Raw genomic sequence first — 11,837 nt, 5'->3', positions numbered from 1 at the left:
TCCGATTCGACGGCCAGCCTTTCAGAATCCAAAGCCCTGCGAATGCCTAATGAACTCGACGAGATGGTCACCGTTTCGAAAAATGCCTGCTCGATATCTACGGTTTCGGCTACCTGTCCCGTAGCATGCTCAGCTTGAAATAGGCGCGGGCGACCCGATAGTTGTCATTGGAGTCAATCTCTTTTCTGTACAAACCTGAGATGGGAATGGTGCCAGCACGAGTTGCAATTGGATATAACGAGGGAGACCCTCCAGAAAAGTGGCGAGCAATGAAACATACATTGTCTACATTTATCTATCCCCCCTCTTCGTTAGCCTCGGACACGCTTCTAGTTCAGGTGGCCGGATAGAGACGACCACGCCCCGAAATAAATCGACGTACAGATAAGGAACCATTATGGATGAGACATCTACGTGGTGTTTTTTCACAAAATTCGTGTGTCGGTACGACCAACTTGATGAAGCAAAAGCAAGGCACCAAAGATGTGTCGATGTAGTGCGCGAGAAAAACAGAGTGCACTTCTCGTCTGAACAGGCATACCAAGCTGGACACAGTGAGCCAACTTTTGAACTCCTCCTGTCAGAGATCATCCCACCGAGTGAGGAGTTAAGCCCGGAAGAGGAAGCGGAGTACTCAGTATTCTTCTTCGTAACTGTTGCTGATGTTCCCTGTGATCCCAATGAAGTCGATGACGCGGTGCGACTATTATCAGCAAAACTTGAAATTGATTTCGAGCCAGGGATCCCTGCGAAGTTCCCAAGCCGCACACGCGGTATTCGTGTCAGCGAAACCGGTCATGAAATTGAGCGATGCATCTACCAATAGGGGCAGTCACCCCTATTCACCTTGCTAAGCTGGCTACCCTAGATTTTGTGCCTGCTTTACATCGAGTCGAAAGTAAGAAGCAGCGACACCACCCCGGGACAGAACCGGCACAACATTATGCGGCCGCAGAACCGGCACAACATGGTTTTGTAAAACTCGGCCTAAAACAAAACCCCGAAACCCCCAACCCCTCACCCCACTGTGGCCGAGTTTTACAAAACCGCGCCTTGACAGGCGCCCCCGGGTCGCGCCCCGGGGGCGCTTAGGTGGTGCGCTACTTGGAGTGGCGGGAAAGGAACGCCCACATTTCGTCGGCGGCGGACGGCGAGTACCACCAGTAGTGGTTGGAGCCGTGCACCTGGATCACTTCGACGCCCTTGCGGCAGCCGCGGGCGGAGACGCGGGTGGCGTTGTACAGCGGGGCGCGGTTGAGGCCGGGGCCGCAGCCATTGCGGGCGGCGTAGGAGCCGAATAGCTCCGGCACCGGCAGGACGCGCTGGCCGCGTCGGGTGGTGCCGTAGTACGGGGTGAGGGTGTCGTTCATGCCGTGCAACGCCATGAATGCGATCGGCAGGTTCTGGCAACCCCGGTTCACCGGCGCGTAGTACGCACCGGATACGCCTGCGACGCCGGCGAAGAGGTCTGCCATGTGGCAGGCGGAAACGGCTGCCATGCCGCCGCCGGTGGACATGCCGGTGGCGTAGATGCGGCGGCGGTCGATGTTGTAGTAGCGCTGTACGTCGTCGATCATTGCGCGCACGTATGCGATGTCCTGCCCGGGCCGGGTGACTGCGGTCGGCGAGCCTTCCCAGGATGTACCGATAGCGCGCGGATAGACGATTATGGCGTCGCGCCCGACGGAGGATTCGCGCAGTCGGGAGTAGTTGCGGAAGTTCTCGGTGGAGTCTTGGTAGGCGGAGTAGCCCACCATCACCGGCGTCGGGTTCGCCGGGTTGTAGCCCCGCGGCACCCAGATGAGGTAGCTGCGTCCTGCGGCGTGGATTTCGCCGTTGGTGCCGTTAGCCACTGGTGCGGGTACTTGTGGCGTCCAGGGCGCAGGCACCGGCGCAGGCGCGGGCAGCGGATTGCGCGGAAGAGCCGAGCTGCCGGGGATGGTGTCGTTGGCCATTTTGACGAACTTGTTCCACTCGGCGTTGGCCTGGTTCACAGCGTCGGTGGCGGCGCGGTTAGCGTCGTTGATCGCACGGTTGACCTGTCCGTTGATTTGGGACGACATATCTTGGGCCCCAGCCTGCACCGGGGCGACCGCACTACCTGCGATGAGCAAGGCAGCGAGACCACCTGCAAGGCTTTTCACAATTTTCACACCGGCCACATTAACCCCACTTTTATGTAGCGGCAAGCAATACAGACGTGCGTGCACAAATGGAGGTTCGTTAAAGTATCGTCACATGCCCACTTCCAGACCCGATAGCGCCCCAGACTTTCTGCTCTCGCGTGGCGACGGCTCCGTGCGCACCCAAGGTGCACTCCGCACCTTCGACGATGCGTGGGAGGCTGCGGACGCGATCGCGCGCGGCGAGGAAGAAATGGTTGTCGGCGCCCTCCCCTTCGATCACGACTGCCCAGCGGCACTCACGGTCCCCGAGCACATCATCCGGGAGCCGGGTGCGCTCGAGCCGCACCCGTACTACCGCGTCGGCGAGGGTTCCAAGCTCAACGCAATGCTTATCGACGTTGACCCGTCCCCGGCCGAACACCTACGCCGAGTCGAAGCCGCCATCTCGACAATCCAAAGCTCCGCCCTGGACAAAGTAGTGCTGGCGCGTGCAGTCGACATCGCTTTTGACCCGCCGGTGGACCCCCGCTTGGTCGCGGCGCGGCTGATCGACCTGTCGTATACGCACGACGGGTTCATCGCGGACCTGACGCCGTCGGGACGCGCGGGGCATTTCCTCGTCGGGTCCTCGCCAGAGGTGCTGGTGCGCCGGCGCGGCAGGCGCGTCTGGTCGTTTCCCCTGGCAGGTTCCGCCGCCCGCGTCCCCGGCAACCAGGATGCAGACCAGGCGGCGGCCAACTCACTGCGCGATTCTGCGAAAGACCTCGACGAGCACCGCTTCGTGGTCGACCACATCCGGCGCATCCTGGCACCGCTGTGCAGCGAGCTAATCGTCCCCGATCGACCAAGACTGGAAAAGACCAGCGAGATGTGGCACCTGGCCACACCAATCGAGGGCGTGCTGAAAGATCCAGCGCCGAGCGCGCTCGACCTCGCTTTAAGCCTGTACCCCACCCCGGCGGTCTGCGGCACCCCGCAAGCGGCGGCGGAGGCGTTGATTACCACCGCAGAGCCGGACCGCGGATTCTACGCCGGCGCGGTGGGATACACGGACGCGGCCGGCGACGGCGAGTACATGGTGGCCATCCGCTGCGCCGAGGTCAACACCGACGGGACCCGGGCACGCGCCTGGGCGGGCGGGGGCCTGACCGCCTACTCGGACCCGCAGGCGGAGCTCGACGAGACCTCGGCCAAGCTGCGTACCATCATGCGCGCACTCGGCCTCTAAGCGCCCTACGCCCGCTCGACGGGGTTGCCCAGCTTGCCGATGCCGGGGATCTCCACCTCGATATGGTCGCCCGGCACCATCTCCGCGGTGCCGGCGGGCGAGCCGGTTGCGATGACGTCGCCAGGCAGCAGCGTGAAGGATTCGGAGACCCACTCCACCATCTCTCCGACGGACTTGATCATCTGGTTGGAGTTGGAATCCTGCTTGGTCTCGGTGACGCCGTTGTGGGTGTGGTGCGCCTTGATGGGCAGGTTGGCGAAGTCGAACTTCTCCAGGTCCGTCTCAATCCATGGGCCGATGGGACCGAAGGTGTCGATGCCTTTCGCGCGGGCCCACTGGCCGTCAGCGAACTGCAGGTCGCGGGACGACACGTCGTTGATGATGGTCACGCCGCGGATAACGGACTTCCAGTCTGCAGCCTTGACATTCTTGCACGGCACGCCGACGACGAGCGCGAGCTCGCCTTCAAACTCCACTCCGGTGGCGTACTCCGGAATCTTGATGGCGGCGCCGGGGCCCACCACAGCCGTGGACGGCTTGATGAAGATCGTCGGCGGCAGGTGCTCTGAGGACTGCTTGAACACCTCCGCGACGTGGTCGGCGTAGTTGCGGCCCACTGCCACCACCTTCGACGGCAGCGTCGGGGCGAGCAGGCGGACGTCCTCAAGCGCATACTCTTTGCCGGTGTACTCGGGGTCGGTGAACGGGGTGCCAGCGATGGCCTTCGCAGTTGTTCCCTCGTCGTCGATGACGGCGAATGTCATTCCTTCAGGTGTTGCAATTCGTCCAAAACGCATGTGACAGAGCATACAACCAATTACAAAAGTGGCGTTACCCGGATGCGGTTAACGCGAGATAGAGCTCGGCGCACGCCACCGCGTCGGTCAACGCGTTGTGGTTCGCGTAGGCCGGCAGGTTATAACGCTGACGCACCCTGGGCAAACGCAGGTCTTCGCCGCGCGGGTAGGTGCCCATGCGTTCCATGTGGCGCCGCTCCATGGCGAAGGTGTCAACCACCTCGCTGTCGTGCAGCCGCCATTTGGAGCCGCGCACTTCCTGGTGCAGCTTGCCTAAAAACCCGGTTTCCATCTGCGCGAAATGCGCGAGCAGCTTCCGCCCGTCGAGCGCAGCCAGAAACACCTCGAGCACCTCTGCAGGTTCCCGGCCCAGCGACGTCACCTCGTCGTCGGTCACCCCGTGCAATGTGGCGGACTCCCCCACGTCCGCCCCGCGCAGGACGAAGTATTCGGCGCCGGCGAGGTCGATCACCCGGCCGTTGACCGGCACCCAACCCACGGACACCAGCTGCGAGTGCGCTGGCTTCAGGCCCGTGGTTTCGACGTCCACGGCGAGCAGGGAGTCGTCGATAAGCTGCCGCTTCTTCGGACCGAACAGCATTTCACACCGCCCTGGTCGGGTACGCGGTGGAAAGCGCGTTCTGCAACGACTTGATCACCCCGAACGCGTCGCGAAGTGCTGCGCGGTCGCGCTCGGGCAGCTGCTTCGGGTCGATGCGGTAGTTCGGAACCTCGCCCGCGCGCACCTGCGTGGCCTGGTGGCGCATGGCCAAGTCGGCCAAGTACTCGTAGGCGTCCAAGAGATCCGCCGCGCCCTTCGCGGAGACCGGCCCGCCGGCGGCGCCGCGCAGCCGCGCGATGGTGTCCACCTCGTCCACCCCGGCCGCGATGGCGTACAGGCGCGCCATCTGCACCACCGCCGCAGTGCCGCCACGCTTGATGTCCAGCGTGTGGGCGTAATCACCGCTGCGCTCGAGCACAAACCCGCGGAAGAAACCCACCGGGGGCTCGCGGAATGTGGCCAGCGCGGCCAGGTGCGTATGGAGGCGGCGCGAGCCGTGCGCGGACGCCAGCGCGCCAGAGCGCACGCGCGTGGCCATGTCCTCCCAGCCTTCTCCGAAACCGAAGACGGCGCGGAAATCGAAGAACACCTGCGCGTGCAGTAGCGCGTCCGGCTTCGGCGCGGTGACCCAGCCGTGGAACGTGCGCCCCCACTCGCTTTCCGTCATCCGCCAATGTGGCGAAGACGCCATCATGTCGCCCGGGCACAACGCCTGGCCGGCGCGGGCGAGCCCCTCGCAGACGAATGCGCTGAACTGCGCGAAGTACTCGCCGTGTCGCTCGGCATCAAAGGAATCGGCGAGCACGAGCGCGTTGTCCTGGTCGCTAGCTGGACCCATCTCCCCGCGCGCCTGCGAGCCCACCGCAACGAACGCGAAAGGCACAGGCGGAGGCCCAAGCTTCTCGACGGCTAAAGTGCCCAACCTTTTCGCCACCGCATCCGCGATCGAAGTGAGCAGCCGCTGCGTCACGGCCGCCGAAGCGCCGCGCTCGAAAAACCGCACCGCGACGCGCGCCGCGTCCCGGTAGGCGCCCTCCAGCTCTTCCTGCGACGCCCGCGCGACGTCCGCCGCGAGGTAGATCGGGTCCGCCTGCAGCTGGCGCATAATGTCCGCAGCGGTGACCACCCCAACCACTTGGGTGTCGTCCGCGACCGGCAGGTGGTGGATGCCCATCTCGCTCATAGTCAGCATCGCCTCGAACACGAGCGCGTTGGGGGCAATGGTACGCACCGGGCTGGTCATCACATCAGCCACGGGCCCGGACGTGTCCACCCCCGCCGCGACCACGCGCGAGCGCATGTCGGCGTCGGTGATGATGCCGGCGACCTCGTGCCCGTCGGTGATGATCAGGCTGCTGATGTCCTCTTCGCCCATCGCGCGAGCGGCCTCGGCGATACTCACGTGCTTGTCCCGGGTGACCGGCCCGCGGCCGGCGAAAATCTCGCGCAGCGGGGTGCGCAGCACGTCGGTGGCGCCGCCATCGCGCACCTCCTCGGCGGCGGCACGCACGCGGCGGGAGGCGGTTTGGAAGAAACGGCCCATGTCGGGGAACTGCGCAAGCAACTCGAGGAACGCCTCGCGCGGAAGCAAGAGCAGGATGCTGTCTTCCACCGCCTGCATGAGGTAGGCGGACTCACGCTCGCCCACCAGCGTGGAGTAGCCGAAGTTCAGGCCAGCCTCGCGCCGGTCCAGCAGCAGGTTGTCCGCGCTGACGATGTCCACCGCGCCGGAGCGGATGACGTAGAGCGTGTCGTTGGGCTGGCCCACCTCCACCACGGCCTGGCCGCGGCGGACATAGGTAATGCCCATCTGCGACGGAAGTGCGCGCAGCGTGTCCTCGGGTAGCGTCGAGAAGGGCTCGTGCTGGGCGAGGAAACCGTAGACCTCATCAAGCTCCACACTCATAGAGCAAGAGTATCGTGCGGCTGCGCCCGATACCGGCAGTTTTTACTGGTAGCTGACAAACCAGGGACGCGGGTTGACGTCGCGGTAGGTCTGCTCCGGGGTAAACGTCGGGAAATCCTCGTCGAAGAAGTTCTTCCACGCCATGAAATAGTTCGGGTCCAGACCTTCGCGCAGCACGTTCCAGGTATCGAACTTCTGCTCCGGGTCGCCGTGGCCGTCGGCGTGCAGGATCCAGGCGAGCTCTGGCTGGCCGGTGACAATGTTTTCGCGGTCCGGGTACATGGCCACGTTGAACTGGTGCAGAATCATCGCCTTTTGCGGCAGGTTGTTGTCGCGGACGAGCTGCGCGAGCCAGTCCGCCACCTCGTTGATCTCGCCCGAGGTGGCGCTGCCGATGCGCGACAGGGGCTGCTCGCCCGGGTTGAGCTTCCACTCGGCGTCCAGTGCCAGTCCGACGTTCGGGCGCTTGAGCAGCTCCTCATACAGCTTGGCCTGCTCGAGGAAGCTGCCCTGGCCGGGCTGCAGGTCGATCACGGCGTAGCCGCCGGCGTCCACGATCGCGTCGACGTAGGGCACGAGGTCTTCCATCGGCGTCTCGTTGGAGAAGTTACCGTCGTCGCCCGGGCCGCCGGAGGCAACGGTGGCGATGACCTCGAACGCGGGGATGACAGGGGCATCGCTAAACGGCTGGTAGTCCTCGGCGTACTTCTTCGCCAGCTCCACCGCGGCCGCCGGGTCCTGCTCCCCCATCACGCCCAGGTCCGGGCCGTAGGGGTGGCCGTACAGAGCCACCATGCGACGGCCCGGGAAGACCAGGCCGCCGCCGCCCGGCAGCTCGCCGCCCTCCGCGAGTGCCGCACGCGCCTGGAAGTTTTCAGTGTCGCCCCACTGGCGGCCCAGCGCGAGGGTGTCCTGGTCGGTGACGGTGCGCATGCTGTCCGCCGTGGCGCGCGGATCCGGCGCCGCCAGCACTTGCACCTCTGCGCCAGCCGCGCGCGCGGTGGCGACGGAGGCGCGCGAGGACAGCGCGGTGGCGAACACCGGTGGCATGGTCAGCTCGCTCGGGTTCTGCGCGTCCAACGCCGCGATCGCAGCGGCGTCCTCGGCCGGCTCGGCGGAGGCGACCGCCTCGGCCTCTTCTTCATCGCCCGGAACGTTGATCACGCGCGTGGCGCCCAGGCGCTCGACTTCGGCGTCGACGGCGGAATCGGTGCCGTCGAGACGCACAAGCATCGGCGCCCCAAGCTTGACGGCGATGGCCGCTGCCTTGAGCTGCTGGTCGCGGTCCTTGGCGGAGACTACAACGGACTCCGAGGAATCGAAGAGGCGTTGTGAGACCTCCACACCGGTGCCGTCTGTGTCCTGGATGACCTCGTCACCGTGAGTTTCGAGCGCGGCAGGGGCGCCGACCCCGCCTTCTGTACTGCTGCAGCTGGTGAGCACCAGTGCGGTTGCGGTCAGGACGGCAGGAATCGTGCGGGTCACATGCATGCGCACAACCCTACTTCAGGGCGGCGGCGATCCGGTCACCCACTTCGGTGGTCCGCAGCTTCGCGTCGCCGCGGGAGGCCACATCGCCCTCCACGGCCTCTTCGATGCGCGCGGCGTTGTCCTCGTCGCCGAGGAAGCGCAGCATCATCGCCACCGACAGGATCATCGCGGCCGGGTCCGCAATGCCCTGCCCGGCGATGTCCGGGGCCGATCCGTGCACCGGCTCGAACATGGAAGGAAATTCCTTGGCGGCGTTGATGTTGCCGGAGCTGGCGAGCCCCACGCCCCCGGCGACGGCACCTGCGAGGTCGGTGAGGATGTCGCCGAAAAGGTTGTCTGTGACGATGACATCGTAACGCTGCGGGTCCTGCACCATGTAAATCGTCGCGGCGTCGATGTGGTTGTAGTCCACCTCGACCTCCGGGAACTCGGGCGCGAGCTCGTCGACGACGCGCTGCCACAACCCACCGGCGTTGACCAGCACGTTCGTCTTATGCACCAGGGTGAGCTTCTTGCGGCGGGTCATTGCCAGCTCGAACGCGTAGCGCACCACGCGGGAGACACCGTGGTAGGTGTTCTGGGAGACCTCTGACGCCACCTCGTTGTCCGTGCCCTGTCGCAGGGTGCCGCCGTTTCCGGCGTAGAGCCCCTCGGTGCCCTCGCGCACCACCACAAAGTCGATGTCCCCCGGGTTCGCCAGCGGGCTCACCGACGACGGGTACAGCCGCGACGGGCGCAGGTTGACGTAGTGGTCCAGCTTGAAGCGCAGCGGCAGCAGCAGGCCGCGCTCGAGCACGCCGGCCGGAACGCGCTCCGGGTCGCCGATGGCGCCGAGCAGGATCGCGTCGTGCGCTTTCAAATCGTCCAGGTCGGCGTCCGTAAGAAGCTCGCCGTTTCGCAGGTAGCGGCGGGCACCGAGATCGAAATCGGTCGTTTCCACGTCGTCGCGCACAGCGTTGAGAACCTTGAGACCCTCCGCCATGACTTCTGGTCCGATGCCGTCTCCTGCGAGCACTGCAATTTTCATATCCTGAAACCCTCTTCTCACATAGTAGAAAACAGTCTCAGGCTATCACCTCGCGCCGCGCTAGTAGGCCGCTTCCGCCTCCCGGATACGCACGGCCAGCTCCTCGGAGGTACCGAAGTGGCTTCCCAGCGCCACCAATGGACGCTCGGCCAACCCCGCCATGGCAAACAGGGTCTGCTCGCTCCTGCGCGGATCCGCCAACGGCACAAGCGTCACTTCCGCGCCGTAGCTGCGCGCGTTTGCCACGGACGGGATCGACGATTCCCAGGTCGCAACCACCCTTGGTGCCATATTGGCGTCGCGGCGGGACTGAATGGGGAAAGGTTCCGGGGTCGACGCGGGCAAGACCGCCGGATCCGCCCACTGCGCACGCAGCCACATCGGTTCGCGCTGGTGCAACTCGGCTACCTCCCGCACCGCCTCCTGCGGCGTGGCGACGGTGCGCTCCCGGTAGCGCAACGCCGTCATCTGCTCCAACGCCCGCAGTCCACCGGGATCGCGCCGCACGCTCACCGCGCCTTTCGACGGCGCAATGGCCACGTCCCCGACCGTGAGCACGTTCACCGTGCGCATATCCGCGATCATCTGCACGTACTCGGCGTGGCGGGCCGGGTCGTAGACCATCATCGGCGCGTTCGTGGTCACCGCGATGGAAGCCGCGCGTAGCTGCGCCTCAACCGAGCTGTCGCTCAGCACGAGCGTCTCCGACGCCGGGAAGAACAACCTCGTGGTCTCAATGCCCAGAACGTCATCGACGACCTCCGGCTCGCCCGCGAACAGCTTCCCCACGTGCTTGGACTGGTTCACGCCGCGAGCGCGCTCCAGTGGGCTCAACTGCGCCTCGGGCGCGCACGACATCAGCATCGCGGCGGCAGCAATCACAGCGGCCGCCCCCGCGAAAGTTCCCGCTTTCGCCACTAGTCCCCGCTCGGTTCCCAGTCCCGCTCGGCGGCACGGTCCATGGCGTACTCGATCATGCCCACGAAGCGCTCGCGCCTGTCGGCCACGAAGCCCTCCCAGTTCGAGGCCAGCACCAGTTCCGGGTCCATCTCGTGGCCTTCAAGCACTGCGTCGAACTCGTCGTCTTCCAGCAGGGACTTCGACTGCAGCCGGGACAGGTAACGCTTCGGCTCGTTGCCCTCGATAACCACGTCCGTGCGCCGTCCCATCGGGGTACGGTTGAGCACCGAATCGGCCAGCTCCGGGTCGTTGTCCAGCGCACCGGTCACTGCCAGATACTCTGTCGGGAACACCTGCCGGAACCGGGGCTGCAGCCGCCCCACCGTTTCGGCGGTAAACGGCTCGGCGGTGCGCCAATCGCGTGCGCCCCGGGCCATGAGCAGCGAGTACAGGCCACGGTAGACGCCGCTGTCCGGGCCGGCAGTACGCAGGCGGGACTCGTAAAACTGCGCGTCCGACACCGTGCGGGGCGGCTCGCCGGTGTCCCCGCGCACCCAGGGAGTCACCTCGGTGACATCCAGTCCGATGCGGATGGTGGGTGCGTGGGAGCCGTACAGCTCACCGAAGACACCGCACCAGAACCAGCGGTTGAGCCGGTCCGCTGCCCCCTCGCGCTCGAGCGCGCCCGGATCCTCAGCCAGGCGTGCCAAAATCACCGCCAACGGGATCAATTGGGCCGGGTACGGCACCTGGTCCGCGGAAACAACCCGTCGCTTCTCCAAAAACGCCGCCGCGGCAAGAAAACCGTCCAGCATCTCACCTGCGTGATTCCGGTACTGCTCAAGCGTTATGTCCAAGATGTCGCCGCGGTGGCCCCGCGCCTGGCCTCGCCTGCTGGACAGCAGCAGCGACAGCGCACGTAAAAACTCCACGCGCCCAACGCTGTCCAGCACGGGATGCTCGCGCAGCTTGCACTCCGTATCCAGCCATGTTTCCGCCAGCACGAACGACGGGTCCTCGGATGCGAAGACCGCCGTGAGCAGTTCAAAAACGTCCATCTGCACGCCTGCGGAGTTGGCAAAGGCGAAGATCTGGCCAACACCCGCCTGCGTGGTTTCGCGGTCCACGCGGATCACCGGCACGTCGTAAGCCGGAAGCGCCCGCATGACCTGGTTGACAAAACGCTTGACCGCGTCGCGCAGCTGCGCGTCCTCGGTGCTCGCGGCCATGTCCACGAGCAGGTCGTTGCCCTCCGGCCACAGCAGCATGCTCACCGGGATGACACCGTTATGTATGTAGGCCTCGCGCGAATTCAGGGCACCTTCGACGACCGGCCCAAAGTGGGAACGCACCTGTCCTTGCTCGTCCACCGCGAACAGTGCCTCCACCGGCATCGGGTCCGCGGACGCCGCGGCGCGCACGTCCACCAGGAAGCGGCGGCAGATCGGCCGGCCTAAATAATCCACGGTATGGACCTCGCCGTTGTTCGTGAACGCCTGGTAGAGCGAGGTCAGGCGCTGCTGGCCGTCCAGAAGCAACAGCCCTGGAGCCACGCCGTCGACCTCCACGCCCTCGAGCGGGCGCGGCTTGAAGCGCTGCTCCATGTTGCGCGTGTCCAGGGCGAGGAACGAGCCCACCGGGTAGCCACGCAGCACCGATGTCACCAGCGTGCGGACTCTGTCGACGCCCCAAAGATATTCGCGCTGAAAATCAGGCAACTGCAGCTCTCCCCGCCCTGCGCGGGAAAACAAGTCCTTGAGTGAGTAGCTCGGCGTGGTGAAACCCATGGCACCACAGCGT

10 protein-coding genes are annotated in these 11,837 nt (G+C 65.2%); 2 read left to right on the top strand and 8 right to left on the bottom strand.

Translation table 11 applies throughout. The features are described 5' to 3' along the window. Positions 1-397: 397 nt before the first annotated feature. Positions 398-826 (top strand): hypothetical protein, encoded by a 429-nt coding sequence (locus CAFEL_RS04925; RefSeq protein WP_228496366.1) that lies wholly within the window; start codon positions 398-400, stop codon positions 824-826. Between the two features lie 274 nt (positions 827-1,100). Here CAFEL_RS04925 and CAFEL_RS04920 read toward each other — a convergent pair whose 3' ends face one another. Next, entirely contained in the window at positions 1,101-2,153 is a 1,053-nt protein-coding gene (locus tag CAFEL_RS04920; protein ID WP_194560187.1) for a CE1 family esterase, read from the bottom strand. Between the two features lie 85 nt (positions 2,154-2,238). On the opposite strand from CAFEL_RS04920, the gene CAFEL_RS04915 reads away from it, so the two are divergent. Next, positions 2,239-3,354 (top strand): isochorismate synthase, encoded by a 1,116-nt coding sequence (locus CAFEL_RS04915; protein ID WP_194560188.1) that lies wholly within the window; start codon positions 2,239-2,241, stop codon positions 3,352-3,354. Between the two features lie 5 nt (positions 3,355-3,359). Here the strand turns inward: CAFEL_RS04915 and CAFEL_RS04910 are convergent, their stop codons facing one another. The 7 genes from CAFEL_RS04910 to CAFEL_RS04880 are packed head-to-tail and all read right to left on the bottom strand — an operon-like array spanning position 3,360 to position 11,824. Beyond that, positions 3,360-4,151: a fumarylacetoacetate hydrolase family protein gene (locus tag CAFEL_RS04910; protein ID WP_074432049.1), complete on the bottom strand. Its 792-nt coding sequence runs from the start codon at positions 4,149-4,151 to the stop codon at positions 3,360-3,362. Between the two features lie 34 nt (positions 4,152-4,185). Next, complete coding sequence (locus CAFEL_RS04905; protein ID WP_194560189.1) at positions 4,186-4,752, bottom strand: 3'-5' exonuclease; 567 nt, start codon at positions 4,750-4,752, stop codon at positions 4,186-4,188. Position 4,753: 1 nt separating this feature from the next. Next, entirely contained in the window at positions 4,754-6,619 is a 1,866-nt protein-coding gene (locus tag CAFEL_RS04900; RefSeq protein WP_194560190.1) for a DUF294 nucleotidyltransferase-like domain-containing protein, read from the bottom strand. A gap of 42 nt (positions 6,620-6,661) precedes the next feature. Next, the gene (locus CAFEL_RS04895; RefSeq protein WP_194560191.1) at positions 6,662-8,110 is read right to left on the bottom strand and encodes a cell wall-binding repeat-containing protein; all 1,449 of its coding nucleotides are present in this window, start codon (positions 8,108-8,110) and stop codon (positions 6,662-6,664) included. 10 nt (positions 8,111-8,120) lie between these two features. Next, the gene (locus tag CAFEL_RS04890) at positions 8,121-9,137 is read right to left on the bottom strand and encodes a 3-isopropylmalate dehydrogenase (RefSeq protein ID WP_194560192.1); all 1,017 of its coding nucleotides are present in this window, start codon (positions 9,135-9,137) and stop codon (positions 8,121-8,123) included. 60 nt (positions 9,138-9,197) lie between these two features. Further along, positions 9,198-10,055 carry a hypothetical protein gene (locus CAFEL_RS04885; RefSeq protein ID WP_290172316.1) on the bottom strand — a complete coding sequence of 286 codons (858 nt, stop codon included), beginning with the start codon at positions 10,053-10,055 and terminating at the stop codon, positions 9,198-9,200. Further along, on the bottom strand, positions 10,055-11,824 hold the full coding sequence (locus tag CAFEL_RS04880; RefSeq protein ID WP_194560193.1) for a DUF262 domain-containing protein: 1,770 nt from the start codon (positions 11,822-11,824) through the stop codon (positions 10,055-10,057). The genes CAFEL_RS04885 and CAFEL_RS04880 overlap by 1 nt, the downstream gene beginning before the upstream one ends. Between the last annotated feature and the right edge of the window lie 13 nt (positions 11,825-11,837).

This window comes from Corynebacterium afermentans subsp. lipophilum (assembly GCF_030408375.1).
GTDB lineage: Bacteria > Actinomycetota > Actinomycetes > Mycobacteriales > Mycobacteriaceae > Corynebacterium > Corynebacterium lipophilum.
The sequence above is the reverse complement of the archived record's forward strand: the minus strand, read 5'-3'. Positions and strand labels throughout refer to the sequence as shown.

Bases quoted from the DNA above. Each gene is read 5' to 3' on its own strand.
- CAFEL_RS04925 (WP_228496366.1), top strand. From the start codon at position 398: ATGGATGAGACATCTACGTGGTGTTTTTTCACAAAATTCGTGTGTCGG.
- CAFEL_RS04915 (WP_194560188.1), top strand. From the start codon at position 2,239: ATGCCCACTTCCAGACCCGATAGCGCCCCAGACTTTCTGCTCTCGCGT.
- CAFEL_RS04910 (WP_074432049.1), bottom strand. From the start codon at position 4,151: ATGCGTTTTGGACGAATTGCAACACCTGAAGGAATGACATTCGCCGTC.
- CAFEL_RS04905 (WP_194560189.1), bottom strand. From the start codon at position 4,752: ATGCTGTTCGGTCCGAAGAAGCGGCAGCTTATCGACGACTCCCTGCTC.
- CAFEL_RS04900 (WP_194560190.1), bottom strand. From the start codon at position 6,619: ATGAGTGTGGAGCTTGATGAGGTCTACGGTTTCCTCGCCCAGCACGAG.
- CAFEL_RS04895 (WP_194560191.1), bottom strand. From the start codon at position 8,110: ATGCATGTGACCCGCACGATTCCTGCCGTCCTGACCGCAACCGCACTG.
- CAFEL_RS04890 (WP_194560192.1), bottom strand. From the start codon at position 9,137: ATGAAAATTGCAGTGCTCGCAGGAGACGGCATCGGACCAGAAGTCATG.
- CAFEL_RS04880 (WP_194560193.1), bottom strand. From the start codon at position 11,824: ATGGGTTTCACCACGCCGAGCTACTCACTCAAGGACTTGTTTTCCCGC.